We start from the raw sequence: 17,525 nt of genomic DNA on the forward strand, positions 1-17,525 counted from the left end.
TTAATATGGCAACTTCTCCGACTCCGATTTCTCGCGACAGCTTAAAAATCTTCAAGCCTGAACTATTAGGTTCGAGCAATGAGGCAGGTGGTCAGCGCACCAACAACGCAGTTCAATCAGGGCAGATTAACGAACTGTTTGATGCTATTTCAGATATTGATCATGCCCAATCGAGTATCGAAATCGCTAAGGCGTATCCTACGCTCTACACAGACGATACGAGCAAGCTTAAACAGGCTCATGTGTTTTTCAGTGAGCCACCCGTCGATCCGTTGGTGAACGTGTTTATGATTGAATCACCCGCGCTGAATGATGAGTCTCGCATGACGGATATGAAGGAGATCATTGAGTCGTCTGTCACTGCAGGGGAATTAATCCGCGAAGGTGGCCCAGGGTTCCTTGTAAATCAAAACTCGTTTTCCTCAGATTACTTGCAATCGACTTATCACTTTAATGATCGCGATTACTGGAAAACTACCTATTTGGTCGTGGGCCAAGTGATTTGTATTACTGTGGAATATACTGGGGTGGAAAATGCCGATTGGCCGCGCAAAACTCACTTTTGCAAAGTAACCAAGACCAATAATGTTAATGGCCAAGTCGGTACCGTCACGTTTGACCCACCCATTCCTTTTGCCACGCCATGGCCATCATTAGCTGTTAATGGACAAAGCAAGTGTACTAAGCTGCGCTTATCAAATACCGCATCACCGCTTAAGTTTCATGGCGTAACCAAATTAACGGCTGTGGCCAATGGCGTTAATTTAGCCGTGGGGGCGACGCAGTTGTCGTTACTGCCATCCATTACCACTGTGTTACCCAAGCCAGGCAATACCATTGTCGGCGGCAGTGAAAACGGGGATGCCACAGTAAGCCAAGTGATCCGCAAAGTGATCTCCCAACCTTCAAGCGCAGGTACCTATAGCTATACTTTTACCACCACGGATTTATTAACTGATGAAAACGGATTAGTTGCCGTTTCAACGTTACCCACGGCTGCTATGGGTGGTTATACCAGCTACATTCAATCCGTGACAATTGGCTCAGGTAATATCACGGTAACGCTCACCTCAAGTACAATATTTAATAATGCGTCAACCGTGAGCCTGTTTTATGTTTCATCCTATAAATACAGTATCTATTCAAGCGCCAACCCGTTCCCCGCCAATAAGCAACTGACAGTGGGCAGTATTAAAGGCCGCGCAGTCTTTGCTGATACAAACTATGCTGCCCAAGATGTGTATGAGAGAGTGAGCGCCGAGGGCACAACAGGCAAGCTATATGATGGGACAGAACACATCGCAACCATTAATTACTTAACGGGTGCGGTGACTAAGCAAGTTATTAGCCGTGGCGAGTTTACGTTTACCTATGCCGGATTAGTCGAATCGAGCGCGGCTGCTGCTGCAGGTGATACGGTCGCTAAGTTCACCTTGTCATTGCCAAATCCCTTATTAGAAAGCTTTTATGTGCAGGTTGAGCGTATCTCTGATCGAGCGCTGATTAGTGCCTCCGCCAATGCTCAAGGGGTGGTTGCTGGCACTGGCATTAACGGCAGCATTAGCAGTGGCATTGTGGAACTGACCTTTAGTGCCCCAGTGGATTTAACCACATTGCGCTATGACATTAGCGACCAAGTGCGCCAACTACCACCCGCTGAGATTTATGGCCTTAACCCGCTGCGTATTCCTTATGATGGCATTGTGAATATGTTCCGCCAGTGGGGCACTGTGGCGCTGTCACACTCACAAGTGCAGCAAGTCACCGCCACGGCTGGTACCGTGTATAACATTCGTCAAAACGCAGTATTTAGCGACATTACAGATGCAAATGGCGCCAGCCTATGGACCAGTGAAAACACCCATTTCACCGTAAATAAAGCGGCAGGCACTGTCACCATTAATAGTGCCTTTACTGGTTTTGCGCCGCCCTTTGTGCTGACCGATGTCATTAGCGAACTGGCGTTAGTTTCAAGCTTTAGCGCAGGAAGCATAGTGCTGGCAAAACCTTTATCCCGCGAATACCCCATAGGGGCCACTGTGGCCAGTGTGCAGATTTTAGGTGATTTGCAGGCGCGTGTTGGCCAAGTACGGGATATGACCGCCTGGTCAAATAACTGGGATGTTGATGGTGCTCAAGCCACGGGTAATTTCAATGCCGTTGACTATCCGGTAGAAGTTAAAAATAACACTGCAGTAAACGAAGATTGGGTAATGATTATGACCAGTGAAACCGCGTTTCGCTGCGTAGGTCGCCGCCTCGGACAAATTGCGACTGGTGATACCCTCAATGATTTTGCCCCTATCAACCCCGTGACTAATACCCCTTATTTTGTGCTCAGAAAAGGCGCATGGGGTGGCGGTTGGCAAACGGGCGAGGCGGTGCGCTTTGCCACCTTTGCGTCATCAAAACCCATCATGCTGCTGCGAAATGTGCAGGTTGGCCACAGCCAAATCACTACAGATAAAGCCGTATTGTCATTTTTCGGTAACGAGTCATAGGAGCAATTGAAATGGGATTACCAGTTACAGTTTATCGCTACACAGACCCAGGTGCGCCACAGTTGGTTAATGCCACCCCCTCAGAGTGGATTAATATCCTAAAAAAAGTGCTGGTTGAGGGTTATGGCAATAAAGCCCCGCTAGGCTGGACTCTTGAATTCGAGAATGCCGCAGCGTTTAAGGTGGCATTTAGAAACTCACTCGCGAATGGTGGCTCAGGGGGCTATTTTCAATTTTGGTCAGCTAATGGTGGTAATACTTCGCAGCAAGGTTGTTATATAAAATGTGCAGGGGATATGTCTGCTATAGATGTGTTTTCTAAAGCTTGTGGTCTTAGAGCTGCAACACTTTCAAACTCTGGTAAAGGGTGGGAAATTATAGGTACATCAAGGGGATTCTACCTAATGCAGCATCGGACTGATTCACCAAAGATGCTTGTTGCTGCTAACACTATCTTTTGGTGTTACTTCATTGGTGATATTCATAGTTTTTATTCTAATGATATCAACTGTTTTTCACTTATTTCAGGTAATAACACCGCTGGTGATTTACCTTCAACACCTGCAGGTAGTGTCATTGGTTGGACTACGACACTTTCTGCCCAGTTATATGCGGTTGATGGTGTCAATACTAGCCGAATGTATTCAATGACTCTTCCGTTTATCAATACAAGCTCACCAGCAGCACCATTTCTTAACGATGCAGAGGTGTCGAACTTACAACATAATTTTGTTATGCCGTATTTAGAGATTGCATACAACAGCAATGATGCAAGTGGAGTTCCTGCAAATATCAGCACGTCATTACCAGTTTGTCGAGGGACAGCACCAGGGATGAAGGTTTCCTCATTTGTTGGCTACGGTAATAACAACTGGCCAGTTGATCGAATCTTTGACGGGATAACTTACATTTTACTCAGATCTGTTTACAACAATAAGTTATGGATTAGTACGGGTGACTGGTATGAGTAAATTTATCGATGTAAAACCCGTAAAGTCATCGATTTATCATCAAGCAGTTATAGATATTAAAGTTGATAACAACGCAGAGCGATTAATTGTAATGAATCGCTTAACATGCGAACTTTATTATGTTTTTAATTGCAATCAAGTGAAGAATGTCAAATTAATAATGCCATTGGAACATACAACAAACAATGAGTTATTGGTCGGCATACTTGATGATGACCGCAACTATAACGCTAAATTATTAGATGGTCGGCAAGCCGATTTAATTAATGGCAATCAAGTGACGATTCGCCCATGACAGCCATTGTTATCAATTTTGATAAGCCATGGATTGCCTCAGCATCACCTATTGTCATTAGCTTTACCGATGAACCCACGCCAGAGATACCAGAGGTACCCATTAGCCCAGGTACCATTGGTATAATGTGCGGCATAGGTATTGCGATTGCGCCGAGTGTTGCACAGCAGCTAACCATTAAAGAAGCCACCCAAAGCCATGCCACACAGTTAACGTCACAATGGCAAGTTGGCCATGTGACGCAAATCGTGACGGCCAAGTGGCAAGCCAAGGCATTAATGGGCATTACTGCCTCTGGAGTTTGGTGCTGGAATAACCTTGTGCCATGTAAAGCTGATTTGCTTTGGTTGGTGCCACAGTTACATGGTACGCAAGCCAATAGCCTATGGCTATCGCCAGAATCCGTGTCATCAAGGGTTGAAATGCTATGGCGGCAACCAGAGGCTACCACGCAGATTATCACGCTGGCTTTACTAAAGAGGGCGCTAGTCGCGACTGAGGTTAAGCTTGCCCACTCGAATATTCGTGCTGCAGGCGATATGAAAGGAATAGCATGGGGGCCACATGCGGCGCGGTGGGTGTGCTCGAGTAAGTATCGACCACCCAAAGGCAAGATCACCATTAACTTTAGCGATCCTTGGGTAAATGCAGCCAGCCCGATTGTGCTCAACTTTACCCCTTCACCAAACATTTGTTACTGGGATGATGGCGGCGGCCTGATAGGCACTAATCCACCATTACCTACCATTGATTTTAAGATCCCTATCGAACCGCAAATCAGAAGGAGTTACCTCATGCAGCCTCAAATCAGTTGTGTTCGTGTGAGTGACGGCGTTTCTGTGGTGCTCAAATCAGTATCTATTTCACAGTCCCGTTCGCAATGGGCCAGTAGCGGAAGCTTAGCGTTTTCATCCCGTATTGATGCCGAGCGTGCCGCTAATGAATTATTGAAAATAAGTATTAATGGCTATGACTTTTACCTGCTTTGCGAGTCTCCCAGCGAATCTAAAGCCTTTGGCAAAACCAGTTATAGCGCGACAGGTCGAGGCCGTTTAGCAACTCTCGCCAGCCCGAACCGAAAGGCCATCAACTATGTGAACGTAGTAGCCCGCAGCTTTATTGGCTTGATGGCCGATATCGTGGCCAATACTGGGTGGACTGTCGTCAGTAAAATTAGTGATTACCCTGTACCCGCAAACGCCTTTAGCTATGCCGCTAAAACACCCGCCGAAGCCATTAACATGATGGCCAACAGCATTGGGGCCATGCTCGATGTGAATGATGAAACTCAGACTATAACGGTGATCCCTCAGTGGCCAGTCGTGCCTTGGAATACCGCAAGCGCTATTCCCGATGTGATTTTGCATGATGGAGTGATCCTCGAATTTAACGAGCGTATCGATATTCGTCCCGATGCTAATGCAGTGTTTGTACGTGGTGAGCAACAAGGCGTGGCGGCGAAAGTGAAACGTTTCGGGACCGCTGGTGACAACTTTGCTGCTGATATAGTGGATAAGTTAATCACTGATAATCAAGCCGCGAGAATGCGTGCAACGGCCGAGTTAGCCAACGCAGGTAATAAGGTACAAAACAGCATTCGCGCTAAGGTCATGGCTGATTTGCCACCCATGCGACCAGGCATGTTAATTGGGGTTCGCAAAGGTGCCGAGGTGTTTAAGTCAGTGTGTGAAAGCTTCAGCATTAGTGGCAGCGTTAATGAGTCAACGGGGATGGTTACAGTGAATCAGACCGTGACGCTGTTGCGTAATGAGGTGGCAGCATGAGCAACATCTATCAACGCTTAGCGAACTTAAACCCTAGGCCCCAGCGCAGTGTTGCCACTGTGATTAGCGTGACAAATGGCACCACGACAGTACAGCACGCCGATGGCAGTTATCAGACCGTTTTGGGGGACTCAGTCACCAGTGGGAAAGTGTATATCGTCGATGGTCAGATCCAAGGCCAAGCCGCCGACCTGACGTATGTTGAATTAGAGATTTGATAAAAGAGAGCGGTCTAGCAATGCTACCAACACTGCTAGACCGTCAACACACAGGATTAGACCCTGTGAGCCAACCAAGGCTCCCTCACCGCGTCGACACGGCGAACCGAGCCTAGCATAAAAAATCCTAAAAAAGGAGGCTCACATGCCAAAACCGATTATCCCTTGGATGGGCGGTAAGCGTAGATTAGTTAAGCAGATTTTACCCATATTCCCTGAGCATCATACCTATGTCGAACCCTTCTGCGGCGGTGCAGCAATGTTCTTCAGCAAGGATGAGGCGAGGGTGGAAGTGGTCAACGATATGAATGGTGATCTCGTTAATCTTTATCGAGTGATTAAACATCATTTAGAAGAGTTTATAAGGCACTTTAAATGGGCTTTAATTAGCCGTGAAGAGTTTTTATGGCAGAAGAATACTAACCCTGAAACTCTAACCGATATTCAGCGAGCGAGTCGTTTCTACTATCTGCAAAAGCTGGCGTTTGGCGGGAAAGTATCAGGTCAGAATTTTGGGTGTTCAGCGTCTCGACCTGCTGGTTTGAACTTGTTAAGGATTGAGGAAGATCTCAGCGTTGCTCACCTACGCTTGGCAAGAACCTATATCGAGCGGTTGGACTGGGCAGAGTGCGTAAGACGATACGATAAGCCAGAAACCTTGTTCTATTTAGACCCGCCTTACTGGAGTACCGCAGGTTATGGTGTAGATTTTGGACTAGAGCAATATGCCTTGATGGCCGAGCTCGCGAAGACAATCAAAGGCAAGATGGTGATCAGTGTGAATGACATACCAGAGATGCGCGAGGCATTCGCTGGGCTACAAATGAAGACGCTGGGAATTAAATACACGGTAGGTGGCTCAGGCCGTTCAGGAGAGCAGCAAGAGCTACTCATCTGGAATTGGTAAAGTAAATGATAATGGCCACTCAATGTGACCAGTTCAGCTTTTTAGACTCCTGTTAAACCTCCAGTTTTTTTGGCTACATCACTATAAAAAACTGGCTAAAAATTGGTTGCTTGCACCCTGGTGACTATTGAGTACTTTGATGATTAGGTACTACGAAATGTTAAGGAGTGCGTAATGGGAAGAGAGAAAGCAAGGCAACTTCGGAAAGAAGAAGATTGGAATACCAAGGCGTTATTAGAGGATTATAGATGTGAGCTCCATGGTGGGTTAATCCCCTATGACGAAAGAGCGGTTTATTTTAAGACTAAGCGATGTGCATACTGTAACCACATTTTGTTGAAGGATGACTAAACGAAAGGCCCTCTTAGTGAGGGCCTTTGCTTTTTCTCATATAGGCGATACCATTTCTCACTTTGGTCGGCGCGCTACAAGAATTAATCTTGGTCTTTTTCTGGTACAAAACCTTCAATTTCAACATCTTTACCTTCAAATAGGAAAGAGGTCATTTGTTCTTCAAGAAATTTACGATCATCAACATTCATCATGTTGAGTTTTTTCTCGTTGATCAGCATGGTTTGCTTTTTTTGCCATAGGCCCCAAGCTTCTTTGCTGATGTTATCAAAAATGCGCTTACCTAAATCACCTGGATACAGTTGAAAGTCTAGGCCGTCGGCTTCTTTATTTAAATATACGCAATTGACTGTACGCGCCATGATTATTCCTTACTGACTGCGGATTGAACGAGTGATCCCAAATTGGCTAGCACGCGCTCGGTGGCGGCGGCGAGTCCCACTTTGGAAGGATGACTTATGTTATACCAGAGAGACTGGTTTTGTTCCATGACAGCGCCCACGCTCTCTTTATTGCCGAGGGCTTTATCTAGATTAAGCATCATGGGCTGAATATCTAAATGAAAGTGGCTAAATGTGTGCCTAAAGCCAGTTAACCATTCGAGTTGCTGCGCATCAAACCCTTGCTCTTCAAGATGAGTTTCAAGGGCGGCTTGGGTAGCGAATTCAGGGAAACACCAGAGTCCGCCCCAAATTCCCGCTGGCGGACGTTTAGCTAAAAAGACTTGGTTGTCTTGCATCATCACTAACATCCACGCCGCTTTGGTTGGTATGGTTTTTTTAGGTTTTTTGCCAGGGAAATCGGTTTGTCTGCCAATCAGTTGAGCTTTGCAATCAATCGCTACAGGGCAAGCGGCACAGTTAGGTTTGCTACGAGTGCAAATACTGGCGCCGATATCCATCATGGCTTGATTATATTTCTGAATATCTTGCTGCGGTGTGAAGGCATCCGTCAGTTGCCAAAGTTGCTCTTCAACCGTCTTTTGCCCTGGCCAACCTGCGATTGCCCCATGTCTTGCTAATACACGTTTTACGTTGCCATCGAGAATGGGGTGATGTTGCCCAAGTGACAATGACAATACTGCGCCTGCCGTCGAGCGGCCGATGCCAGGTAGGGCGAGCACTTGTTCAAAATGTGTTGGAAATAATCCCTGATAATCATCGCGGATTATTTTGGCTGCTTTATGCAGATTACGCGCCCTAGCGTAATAGCCAAGACCGGTCCAATGATGTAATACCTCATCGTCTGGCGCGTTAGCAAGTGCTAACACATCGGGGAAACGCGCCATAAATTTAAGATAATAGGGAATAACAGTCGCAACCTGAGTTTGTTGCAGCATAATTTCAGAAACCCATACGCGATATGGGGTTTTATCTTGCTGCCAAGGGAGGGTTTTACGACCGTGATTGTCGTACCAAGAGACGATACGTGTAGCGAAGGAGGCTGTAGATTTCATCGGCGCAGTGTAGCGGCAGTTATCTTCTTAGACAAGCGTCAAAGATAAGTTGGCAAGGGATCTAAAGCTAAAAATCGCTGCTAAATTCGCACTCTTAAATAATCTTGGTATACTTTCGCCCCATTAGTGCTTGCACTGTATGTTGAACTTTGGATAATGCCCTTCTTTTATGATGGTGTTGTCCACTAGACGAGGCAAAAATGAGCGAAGTCACTACCGCTGAATTTAATGAAGAAGGCAAGTATCTGCGCAAGATCAGAAGCTTTGTCCTGAGAGAAGGTCGCTTAACCAAAGGCCAAGCACACGCTATTGAAAGCCAGTGGCCAACAATGGGTTTAGATTACAGCCCAGTGCCATTGGTACTAAGCGACGTTTTTGGTCGTGAAGCTGATACTGTGCTGGAAATAGGCTTTGGCATGGGCGCCTCTTTAGTACAAATGGCTAAAGATGCACCAGAGCAAAATTTCATTGGTATTGAAGTACATAAACCGGGTGTAGGCTCTTGCCTCAGTGATGCCGCCATTGCTGGTGTGACTAATTTACGTGTGTATCATCACGATGCCATGGAAGTATTAGAACATGCGATTGCTGACGGTTCATTAGCCCGAGTGCAATTGTTCTTCCCAGATCCTTGGCATAAAAAACGTCACCATAAACGCCGCATCGTACAAGCTGAATTTGCCGAACTTATTCGTCGCAAGCTAAAAATTGGCGGTGTGTTCCATATGGCCACTGACTGGGAAGAGTACAGCGAGCATATGTTAGAGGTGATGCAAGCCGCACTGGGTTATCAAAACCAGTCGGCCGATGGCAGTGTTGTGCCGCGTCCTGATCATCGTCCATTGACAAAGTTTGAAGCCCGCGGCCATAGACTGGGTCACGGTGTATGGGATCTGATGTTTGAGCGTATCGCTTAATCACGAACTCAATTTTAGCTAATTTTAAACACAAAAGGGAAAATCACTATGGCAACTAATCGTAGCCGTCGTTTACGTAAGAAAATGCGCGTTGATGAATTCCAAGAGTTAGGTTTCGATATGGCTTGGACTTTTGATGCATCAGTATCTGAAGCCGATATCGATGCAACTGTAGATAAATTCATCGATGAAGTGATCGAAACCCGTAAATTAGGTTTCCATGGCGGCGGCCACATCGAATGGGAAGGCATTATCGCCACTCAAACGATTGGGAAATGTACCGAAGAAGATATTGCTGCAGTTAAGGCATTCTGGGCGACCCAAAAAGTGTCTCAGGTTGAAGTTAGCGAACTGTACGACATTTGGTGGGGTTAATGCCCGAGTTGGCATTACTTGAGGAAGTGGTCGAGAAAGTTCGACCCTTGCTCGGCCAAGGAAAGGTTGCAAATTATATCCCCGCACTGGCCAGCGTTGATGCTGGCAAATTAGGTATTGCCGTCACGACTGTTGACGGTGAAACTTTAGGTGCGGGCGATTACCTTGAGCCGTTTTCGATTCAAAGTATCTCTAAAGTTTTCAGCTTAACCTTAGCGTTAACTTTATATGAAGAAGCCGAAATCTGGAGCCGTGTTGGCAAAGAACCTTCGGGCCATTCATTCAACTCTTTAGTACAAGTCGAGTTAGAACGTGGCAAGCCGCGTAATCCCTTTATCAATGCTGGCGCGTTAGTGATTGCTGACTTATTGCAGAGTCGTTTAGGTGCTCCTAAACACAGAATGCTTGAGTTAGTCAGGCAACTAAGCCAAAACGATAAAGTGTGTTTCGATAAACAAGTTGCAGATTCAGAATATCAGCATAGTGCGCGCAATGCGGCGATTGCTTATTTGATGAAGTCGTTTGGTAATTTTCAAGGTGATGTTGATACTGTGCTGCGCACCTATTTTCATTATTGCGCCTTGAAGATGAATTGTGCTGACTTGTCTAAGGCCATGTTGTATTTGGCTAATCGCGGTAAAAGTATCACGGGGACTGAGCTTATCTCTCAAGTGCAAACTCGGCAACTTAACGCTCTGTTGGCGACTTCGGGCCTATACGATGGTGCGGGTGAGTTTGCTTATCGTGTTGGTATGCCAGGTAAAAGTGGCGTCGGCGGAGGTATTATTGCCGTGATCCCTGGAGAACTGTCGATTTGTGTATGGTCGCCAGAACTCGATAATAATGGCAACTCACTTGCGGGCACTGCGATGCTTGAGCATCTCAGTCAGCGTCTCGGTCGTTCTATTTTCTAGTCTTATCTCTCGTTTTTATTAGCACTATTAGACTAAATGTTAGCGAATTTCGCTAATGACCTTTTAGTGCTAACTTTTAAAAATTCAACATAATCAAATTGTTATAAAGTTGGCACGTCTCCTGCTATAAGCTATTCAGTAGTTTAGGTTTATCGAATTATTCAGATTAAAGGACGAACAAAAATGAAATTAAATAAGTTATTAACTGGATTTGCATTATCTGGCGTGATTTTAGGAACATCTAGCGTGCAGCTGGCGCAAGCACAAACAGAGCCAAAAATAGATGAACGCTGTGAAGTTTCCTTAAATTATGACGTTATGGTTGAGCCTAAAAAATTAGTCATGAGCGAGAAGGGCACAGAAAAGTATCGCATCGAAGTTGACAAGTTATTTGTGGAAGGTAAGCAAGTTAACTTAACCGACAAGCAGAAAAAATTGGTTACTCAATATGCCGATGAAGTTTCGACTCAAGTGCCAGAAGTGATTGAACTGGTGAATGAGGCAGTATCTCTTGCTTCCAAAGCGGTTGGTATGGCCTTAACACCTTTAATGGGTGATGCCGCTGGTGCAAAATTTGATGAAATGATGGCTGGCGTTCAAAAACGGGTTGATTCAGTGGCTTATAAGAATGGTGATAGCTTCTATTTAGGGGCGACTGAAGACTCGATGCAAAGTACATTTAACGATGAATTCGAGCAGGAAATGGAACAAATTGTCCAGAATTCAATTGGCGCAATTATGATGAACTTAGGTGGCCAAATCATGTCTGGTGGCGGTGAGAATTTTGAAGCCAAGATGGATACCTTCTCCAAAAAAATGGACAATTTAGGCCAAGATATTGAGCAACAAGTTGAGAGCCAATCTAAGGGATTAGAAGCTAAGGCTGACCGTTTGTGCGACCGATTTGAAAATTTGTTAGTGCTTGAAAATCAATTGCGCCAAGAAGTGCCAGAACTAGCACCTTATGTGTTGACACAAAACTCAACCAAGGAACTGCGTGAATAGTTCTTGTAAATAGTTCTTGCGAATCGCCCTTAGTTTTAACTGCAATAACTTCTATCTCCTTGTGCATGAGTCAAACTTGAATGCTACGCCCCTAGTCAATTTATCGACTAGGGGCTTTTTTATTGGCTACGGTTTAATCGTGGCGACAACCCTTATGGCTAAGTTGATGTGGCTTATAGGCTAGGCTTGCAGCGATTTAGTTCGGAATGTTACAGTCTAGAGACGAATATTTGGTATACTCTTAAAATATAATTAAAAGCTGGCATATCAGTCAGATATAACCCCCTACTTTAGTGGACTTTTTCGGTCTAAATCTCTGCGTTATATCATTTTGATGCGAGATATCAATGCTATGGTTATTTTTAAGCGATGATTACGCTAACCATAGCTGCTCACCGAAAGTTAATATCATTGTCGTAAACAGCTTAAGGCGACTTCCATGTTAGAACTGTTAGAACCTATTGCGATTTTTACTCATGTGGCCAGAGCAGGTAGTTTTAGTGCCGCCGCAAGAAGGCTTGGGATCTCTAAGTCTAAGGTCAGTACACAAGTCGCCGATCTTGAACATAGACTTGGTGTTCAATTAATTCAACGTACCACCCGCAGCTTAAGCCTGACTGAAGCAGGGCATTTGCTGTATCTGCAAGGTGAAGAATTGCTACGTGACGCTGAACAAGCGATAGCCAGCGTGCATAACTTAAATGATGCGACCCGCGGCGTGCTTAAGGTGGGAATTTCCCAATCCTTTGGGGTGATGCATATCATTCCTGCGTTGCCATCTTTTATGGCAAAACACCCTGAGCTTGAGCTACAAGTGAGCTTACTGGACCATAAAGTGGATGTCGTGAGCGAAGGCTTAGACTTACTGTTAACTATGTCTGAGCAATTACCGCTTGGCATGGTTGCTAGACCTCTGATGAAGTGCCAATTCCTGTTAGTTGCTTCGCCTGGCTATATTGCTCAACATGGCGAGCCAACTCGACCTGAGCAGTTAGTTGACCACAACTGTTTGGTCTATCAAGGCGAGTGGCACGAGCACAGCATGTGGCAATTTAAGAAGGGTGATGACTACTGTGAAATTGGCGTATCGGGTAATTTCAGGGTGGATAACGCACCAGCATTAAAATCTGCTGCAATCAGTGGTCTTGGGGTTGTGTATCTTGCGAGTTATCTGATGGAAGATGAGATTGCCAAGGGGACATTAGTGCCTTTACTGAAGGATTGGCAATTGACCCACCATCTGCCATTGCAGGCGGTTTATCCCCGTCGTAAGCACTTAGCACCTAAGGTCAGTTCTTTTATCGAATTCATCAAAGATCACATAGGAACGCCGCCGTATTGGGATGCACCCTATGTCGAATTATTCAGTAAACGTCAGTAAAATAGGAAACATTGTTCTCAAAAGCAGTCTTATGTGATTTCAAATTAACCAAGCACTTTTATGGCTATTTAAAATCAATACTTTAGATTGAGTTGGTGAGTACATTTGCTGATGGTTTTTTAGGGTGTTCTAAAGCACTTTTTTATAACATCCTTGAACTCTGTTCTTAATTGAATACAATGGTAACAGTTGATTCGGAATGATCTGAGTCCTATACGTTTATTGGAAATGACCCCTTTCAATTTTTGTGTACAGGTCGGCATTAATGCAGTTTTGGATCACAGCCAACAGAAGTTTGAGAACTAAAACAATGTTGGCTCTTTAAACCATCATCCTAGTTTTTGGTTTACCTCAGCCTTATCGCTGAGGTAATTTTTTATTGATGGTTTGTGCAGCCTTGGGCAAGCGTTTTGTCTCTCTGTACCCTAAAGTCGCAACTGTGTGTTAAGTGTGTGAAGGCGAGTGCTAAAGCATAAATTAATACAACAAATATAGTGACCCACAGTGAGAAGGGTTCTGTTATCTAACGGGATAATGGTACCAATAAAAAAGCCACTTTCGAGTGGCTTTTTTATTGGGCGTAGCTATATATGTCGCTTTAGTCGTGAAGCAGGTTAACAATGCTTCACGACTCAGCATTAAGGCATTAAAACATTAGGGTATTAGGCCTTCTTCTTACTGGCTATCCAGAGAGCGACTTGTTGTTCTAACACATCCAGTGGCAATGCGCCGTTAGCAAGTACTAGCGTATGGAAGTCGCGGATATCAAATTGACTGCCAAGCTGTTGCTCTGCTTTATGTCTGAGTTCCTGCAGCTTAATCATGCCCACTTTATAGGCTGTCGCTTGTGATGGCATAACGATATGGCGTTCAACCATTTTCACCGCATCTGATTTAGCATTTGGCGTATTGTCCACGTAATAGGCAATGCCTTGCTCGCGGGTCCACTTTTTAGCGTGGATACCAGTATCAACGACTAAGCGACAGGCACGCCACAACTCCATTGCTAGGCGACCAAAGTCAGAATATGGATCGGCGTAGAGTCCCATTTCTTTTGGGAAAGATTCGCTATATAAACCCCAGCCCTCAATATACGCGGTATAGCCACCAAACTTTCGGAACTTAGGAATATTTTGCAGTTCTTGGGAAATGGCAATCTGCATATGATGACCCGGAATACCTTCGTGGTAGGCCAGCGCCTCCATTTGGTATTTTGGCATGGCTTTCATGTCATATAGGTTTGCATAGTAGCTACCGGGACGCGAACCATCCGGTGCCGGTTGTTCATAGAAGGCTTTACCAGCAGATTTTTCTCTAAAGGCTTCAACCTGCTTCACTACCATGGCGGCTTTAGGTTTTACTTTGAACACTTCATCCAAGCGCGACTTCATATTGTCGATGAACTTAGTCGCCTCAGCTAAATAGGCGGCTTTGCCTTCGGCGGTATTGGGGTAGTAGAACTGGGGATCGTCACGCATAAAGCTAAAGAATTGCTGCAAATCGCCTTTAAAATTGACCTTCTTCATGATAGCACGCATTTCATTGTGAATACGTTCCATCTCAGAAAGTCCTAAGTCATGGATTTGATCGGCGCTCATGTTTGTCGTGGTCGTTCGTGCCAAGGCATTATTGTAATAGGCGGAGCCGTTAGGGAGTTTCCAAGCACCATCGCGGTCATCAGCTTTAGCTGCTAAGGTTTTTACGTAACTGATGAGTTTGTTATAGGCGGGCTCGACTTGAGTCACTAGTGCTTGTTCAGCTTGTTGAAGCAGTGCTTGCTTCTCTGTCTCTTGAATCGCTAATGCGTTCACTTTACGGCGAAAATCTGCGAGTAGCGCGCTATCGTCGCCCTTATCAAAAGGCGCACCTTTGATAATGTTTTGGCTGTCTGAAATCACATAAGCGAATACAAACTTAGGCGCGATAATGCCTTTATCTGCGCGAACGTCTAATACTGTCTGTAATTGACTTAAGCGTTTGGGCATGCCATTCAAGCGGCTGATATAGGCCTTAGCATCGCTGACATCTGTGATTTGATGTTGGTTAATTAAGAAGGAGGCGATCATAGAGTGGCCGCCATACATCTGATTCACAGGATAATTATGATAGCGCCATTGGTCATCTTCGATGTCATTTTGCAGATTTTGCTTCAGTAACGTGAGGCTAAGGTTTGTTTGTGGATCGAGTTTGGCCGCATCAATCTGATTGACTTGCGCCAGTTGTTTTTTTGTGCGATCTAAGGTTTTATCATCGGCGGCATCACCCAGTTCATCCCATTTATCATAGTCTTGCTTGATCCCCATATAGGTCTGCGAAATGGGACTCGCCATAATGTTTTCCATGAAGATGGTTTCGAACAGAGCATTGGCTTTTTCTGACTCGGTTTGCGCTACTGCATTCACAGGTTCGCTTGCACTGTTTAAGGCTGGCGAAGTTGATGCTGCATATGCGGGAATGGTCAGCAGAGCTGAAAGGGTCAGTGCGACTAAGCTGATTTTAGTTTTTATTGGCATGATCAGGCTTCCTAGATTGATTTGCATCAATACTAAAGAAGCGGAACAAGAATGTATGGATATTAGTGTTAGAAAATGTGTTAGCAGTAATAGTATTAAACTGCACTATTGAAAGCTAACACATTATTTATAGAGCTATTTTAACGGCAGGCTTAGCAGAATTGTGTCAGTAAATCATTAACAAACATATGACCTTTACTGGTTAATTGCCAATGTTCAGCGGATTCTGTGAGTAAACCGCGTTGTTTGGCTTTTTCCATTCCTTCGGTCAATGTGTCTCTGTGTTGTCCGGTGCGCAGTTCAAATTCTTGCTTAGGAATAGGTGTCATCAGACGCAGGCGATTCATTAAATATTCGAGCGCGCGGTCTTCCTCTGCAACTTCAATCGATTCGAAGGTGTAGTTGTGGGCACTCAGATATCCCTTGGGATGTTTAATTTTTACCGTGCGTATGATGCGGTTTTCTTTTGGCAGCGTCACTTTGCCGTGTGCGCCACAGCCTATGCCTAGATAATCACCAAACTGCCAGTAGTTGAGATTGTGCCTACATTGGTAACCAGGTTTTGCGTAGGCAGATATTTCGTATTGCTCATACCCTAATGCGGCCAGCTTTTGTTGACCTTGCTCATAGATATGCCAGAGCGCTTCGTCATCGGGCAGCTGCGGCGGTTTTGAGTGGAATAGGGTGTTGGGCTCAATCGTTAACTGGTACCAAGATAGGTGTGGCGGGTTAAGCGCCGCTGCCGTGTCGATATCGGCCATAGCTTCTGCAAAACTTTGGTTGGGTAATCCATGCATTAAATCGAGGTTAAAACTCAAGTATCTCGCTTGGCTGGCTTTTTGAGCGGCGACTTGTGCCTCGTTTTGATCGTGAATACGTCCAAGTAAGTTGAGTTTATCCTTAGAAAAGCTCTGCACCCCGATAGATAAACGAGTGACGCCCGCTGCACGATAGGCACTAAAGTCATCGTGTTCTAAAGTGCCAGGATTGGCTTCCATAGTGATTTCGATATTGTCACTAAAGGGAATTAGCGCATTGGCACCATCGAGTATGCGTTTGATTTGTTTAGCATCGAATAATGATGGCGTGCCGCCACCGATAAAAATGGTATGAATTTGCCGCCCTTGGACGAGATGTAAATCTTGGCGTAAGTCTTCCAATAGCGCATCAACATAAGCCTCTTGTGGCAGTTCGCCATTTTGGCCATGGGAATTAAAGTCACAATAGGGACACTTTTGTACGCACCAGGGAATATGGATATACAGACTGAGTGGTGGCAGTTCGAGCTTCATTGCAGTAGTCACGGCAGTTGACGACATTATTGTGCATTCCCGCCTGTTAATACGCCTTGGGCTTGCATGGCGGCGATGAGTTGCACTAGAGCTTTACCACGATGACTTAAGGCATTTTTCTCGTTGCTGCTCAGCTCTGCCGCGCTACATTGATAATTTTCAGGGATAAAAATCGGATCGTAACCATGGCCATTGGCGCCGCGTTGGCTAAAGTCGATTTGGCCTTCCCATGAGGCTTGGCAAATAATCGGGGTAGGGTCTTTCGCATGGCGCATATATACCAGTACGCATTGGAATCTTGCCCCGCGAGGTGCTGGCTGGTCTTTTAACGTCTCAAGTAGTTTCAATACGTTGTCTTGATCTTTGGCATTTTCGCCTGCGTAACGTGCTGAATAAATGCCTGGAGCGCCTTGGAGTAAATCCACTTCTAAACCCGAATCATCGGCAATGGCCGCAAGTCCGGTGATTTCGGCGGCATGCCTTGCTTTGATAATGGCATTCTCTACAAAAGTGGTACCCGTTTCTGCTACTTCGCTGACATTAAACTGGCTCTGCGGCAGTACAGTGACACGGTAGCTTGCGAGCATTTGATCGAATTCGGCGAGTTTGCCTTTATTACCGCTGGCGAGGACGATTTGTTGCATG

Annotated in this window: 16 protein-coding genes; 11 read left to right on the forward strand and 5 right to left on the reverse strand. The window is 45.3% G+C overall.

Going from position 1 to position 17,525, the window contains the following annotated elements; genetic code table 11:
• The first annotated feature begins 5 nt into the window (after nucleotides 1-5).
• The 6 genes from HUB64_RS18820 to HUB64_RS18845 all read left to right on the forward strand — a co-directional run bounded on the left by HUB64_RS18820 (nucleotide 6) and on the right by HUB64_RS18845 (nucleotide 6,676).
• Entirely contained in the window at nucleotides 6-2,501 is a 2,496-nt protein-coding gene (locus HUB64_RS18820; RefSeq protein WP_173497612.1) for a hypothetical protein, read from the forward strand.
• Nucleotides 2,502-2,512: 11 nt separating this feature from the next.
• Complete coding sequence (locus HUB64_RS18825; RefSeq protein ID WP_168825213.1) at nucleotides 2,513-3,472, forward strand: hypothetical protein; 960 nt, start codon at nucleotides 2,513-2,515, stop codon at nucleotides 3,470-3,472.
• Nucleotides 3,465-3,767 carry a hypothetical protein gene (locus HUB64_RS18830; protein WP_131523173.1) on the forward strand — a complete coding sequence of 101 codons (303 nt, stop codon included), beginning with the start codon at nucleotides 3,465-3,467 and terminating at the stop codon, nucleotides 3,765-3,767. The genes HUB64_RS18825 and HUB64_RS18830 overlap by 8 nt, the downstream gene beginning before the upstream one ends.
• Nucleotides 3,764-5,551 (forward strand): hypothetical protein, encoded by a 1,788-nt coding sequence (locus HUB64_RS18835; RefSeq protein WP_173497613.1) that lies wholly within the window; start codon nucleotides 3,764-3,766, stop codon nucleotides 5,549-5,551. The genes HUB64_RS18830 and HUB64_RS18835 overlap by 4 nt, the downstream gene beginning before the upstream one ends.
• On the forward strand, nucleotides 5,548-5,769 hold the full coding sequence (locus tag HUB64_RS18840) for a hypothetical protein (RefSeq protein WP_173497614.1): 222 nt from the start codon (nucleotides 5,548-5,550) through the stop codon (nucleotides 5,767-5,769). The genes HUB64_RS18835 and HUB64_RS18840 overlap by 4 nt, the downstream gene beginning before the upstream one ends.
• Before the next feature lie 145 nt (nucleotides 5,770-5,914).
• Complete coding sequence (locus HUB64_RS18845; protein ID WP_173497615.1) at nucleotides 5,915-6,676, forward strand: DNA adenine methylase; 762 nt, start codon at nucleotides 5,915-5,917, stop codon at nucleotides 6,674-6,676.
• A gap of 434 nt (nucleotides 6,677-7,110) precedes the next feature.
• Here the strand turns inward: HUB64_RS18845 and HUB64_RS18850 are convergent, their stop codons facing one another.
• A complete protein-coding gene (locus HUB64_RS18850; protein ID WP_011788659.1) occupies nucleotides 7,111-7,389 on the reverse strand; it encodes an oxidative damage protection protein in 279 nt (92 codons plus the stop codon).
• A gap of 2 nt (nucleotides 7,390-7,391) precedes the next feature.
• Nucleotides 7,392-8,483: an A/G-specific adenine glycosylase gene (mutY, locus tag HUB64_RS18855; protein WP_173243627.1), complete on the reverse strand. Its 1,092-nt coding sequence runs from the start codon at nucleotides 8,481-8,483 to the stop codon at nucleotides 7,392-7,394.
• Between the two features lie 200 nt (nucleotides 8,484-8,683).
• Between mutY and trmB the strand changes: the two genes are divergently transcribed.
• The 5 genes from trmB to HUB64_RS18880 all read left to right on the forward strand — a co-directional run bounded on the left by trmB (nucleotide 8,684) and on the right by HUB64_RS18880 (nucleotide 13,075).
• Nucleotides 8,684-9,400 carry a tRNA (guanosine(46)-N7)-methyltransferase TrmB gene (gene trmB / locus HUB64_RS18860; RefSeq protein ID WP_173497616.1) on the forward strand — a complete coding sequence of 239 codons (717 nt, stop codon included), beginning with the start codon at nucleotides 8,684-8,686 and terminating at the stop codon, nucleotides 9,398-9,400.
• 48 nt (nucleotides 9,401-9,448) lie between these two features.
• Nucleotides 9,449-9,775, forward strand: coding sequence for a YggL family protein (locus HUB64_RS18865; protein WP_028761293.1), 327 nt, complete (start codon nucleotides 9,449-9,451; stop codon nucleotides 9,773-9,775).
• The gene (gene glsB, locus HUB64_RS18870) at nucleotides 9,775-10,689 is read left to right on the forward strand and encodes a glutaminase B (protein ID WP_113939414.1); all 915 of its coding nucleotides are present in this window, start codon (nucleotides 9,775-9,777) and stop codon (nucleotides 10,687-10,689) included. Before HUB64_RS18865 ends, glsB begins: the two co-directional genes overlap by 1 nt.
• A gap of 183 nt (nucleotides 10,690-10,872) precedes the next feature.
• Nucleotides 10,873-11,694: a YggN family protein gene (locus HUB64_RS18875; RefSeq protein WP_173497617.1), complete on the forward strand. Its 822-nt coding sequence runs from the start codon at nucleotides 10,873-10,875 to the stop codon at nucleotides 11,692-11,694.
• Between the two features lie 439 nt (nucleotides 11,695-12,133).
• On the forward strand, nucleotides 12,134-13,075 hold the full coding sequence (locus HUB64_RS18880; protein ID WP_006082526.1) for a LysR family transcriptional regulator: 942 nt from the start codon (nucleotides 12,134-12,136) through the stop codon (nucleotides 13,073-13,075).
• Nucleotides 13,076-13,737: 662 nt separating this feature from the next.
• On the opposite strand, the gene HUB64_RS18885 is transcribed toward HUB64_RS18880, so the two are convergent.
• The 3 genes from HUB64_RS18885 to rdgB all read right to left on the reverse strand — a co-directional run bounded on the left by HUB64_RS18885 (nucleotide 13,738) and on the right by rdgB (nucleotide 17,524).
• The gene (locus tag HUB64_RS18885) at nucleotides 13,738-15,588 is read right to left on the reverse strand and encodes a DUF885 family protein (RefSeq protein ID WP_173497618.1); all 1,851 of its coding nucleotides are present in this window, start codon (nucleotides 15,586-15,588) and stop codon (nucleotides 13,738-13,740) included.
• Nucleotides 15,589-15,740: 152 nt separating this feature from the next.
• Entirely contained in the window at nucleotides 15,741-16,907 is a 1,167-nt protein-coding gene (gene hemW / locus HUB64_RS18890; RefSeq protein WP_028761289.1) for a radical SAM family heme chaperone HemW, read from the reverse strand.
• Nucleotides 16,907-17,524 (reverse strand): RdgB/HAM1 family non-canonical purine NTP pyrophosphatase, encoded by a 618-nt coding sequence (gene rdgB, locus HUB64_RS18895; RefSeq protein ID WP_028761288.1) that lies wholly within the window; start codon nucleotides 17,522-17,524, stop codon nucleotides 16,907-16,909. The genes hemW and rdgB overlap by 1 nt, the downstream gene beginning before the upstream one ends.
• Nucleotide 17,525: the final 1 nt, after the last annotated feature.

The sequence above is a fragment of the Shewanella sp. ISTPL2 genome (assembly GCF_013283205.1).
Taxonomy (GTDB): domain Bacteria; phylum Pseudomonadota; class Gammaproteobacteria; order Enterobacterales; family Shewanellaceae; genus Shewanella; species Shewanella oncorhynchi.

Bases quoted from the DNA above. Each gene is read 5' to 3' on its own strand.
- HUB64_RS18820 (WP_173497612.1), top strand. From the start codon at position 6: ATGGCAACTTCTCCGACTCCGATTTCTCGCGACAGCTTAAAAATCTTC.
- HUB64_RS18825 (WP_168825213.1), top strand. From the start codon at position 2,513: ATGGGATTACCAGTTACAGTTTATCGCTACACAGACCCAGGTGCGCCA.
- HUB64_RS18830 (WP_131523173.1), top strand. From the start codon at position 3,465: ATGAGTAAATTTATCGATGTAAAACCCGTAAAGTCATCGATTTATCAT.
- HUB64_RS18835 (WP_173497613.1), top strand. From the start codon at position 3,764: ATGACAGCCATTGTTATCAATTTTGATAAGCCATGGATTGCCTCAGCA.
- HUB64_RS18840 (WP_173497614.1), top strand. From the start codon at position 5,548: ATGAGCAACATCTATCAACGCTTAGCGAACTTAAACCCTAGGCCCCAG.
- HUB64_RS18845 (WP_173497615.1), top strand. From the start codon at position 5,915: ATGCCAAAACCGATTATCCCTTGGATGGGCGGTAAGCGTAGATTAGTT.
- HUB64_RS18850 (WP_011788659.1), bottom strand. From the start codon at position 7,389: ATGGCGCGTACAGTCAATTGCGTATATTTAAATAAAGAAGCCGACGGC.
- mutY (WP_173243627.1), bottom strand. From the start codon at position 8,483: ATGAAATCTACAGCCTCCTTCGCTACACGTATCGTCTCTTGGTACGAC.
- trmB (WP_173497616.1), top strand. From the start codon at position 8,684: ATGAGCGAAGTCACTACCGCTGAATTTAATGAAGAAGGCAAGTATCTG.
- HUB64_RS18865 (WP_028761293.1), top strand. From the start codon at position 9,449: ATGGCAACTAATCGTAGCCGTCGTTTACGTAAGAAAATGCGCGTTGAT.
- glsB (WP_113939414.1), top strand. From the start codon at position 9,775: ATGCCCGAGTTGGCATTACTTGAGGAAGTGGTCGAGAAAGTTCGACCC.
- HUB64_RS18875 (WP_173497617.1), top strand. From the start codon at position 10,873: ATGAAATTAAATAAGTTATTAACTGGATTTGCATTATCTGGCGTGATT.
- HUB64_RS18880 (WP_006082526.1), top strand. From the start codon at position 12,134: ATGTTAGAACTGTTAGAACCTATTGCGATTTTTACTCATGTGGCCAGA.
- HUB64_RS18885 (WP_173497618.1), bottom strand. From the start codon at position 15,588: ATGCCAATAAAAACTAAAATCAGCTTAGTCGCACTGACCCTTTCAGCT.
- hemW (WP_028761289.1), bottom strand. From the start codon at position 16,907: ATGTCGTCAACTGCCGTGACTACTGCAATGAAGCTCGAACTGCCACCA.
- rdgB (WP_028761288.1), bottom strand. From the start codon at position 17,524: ATGCAACAAATCGTCCTCGCCAGCGGTAATAAAGGCAAACTCGCCGAA.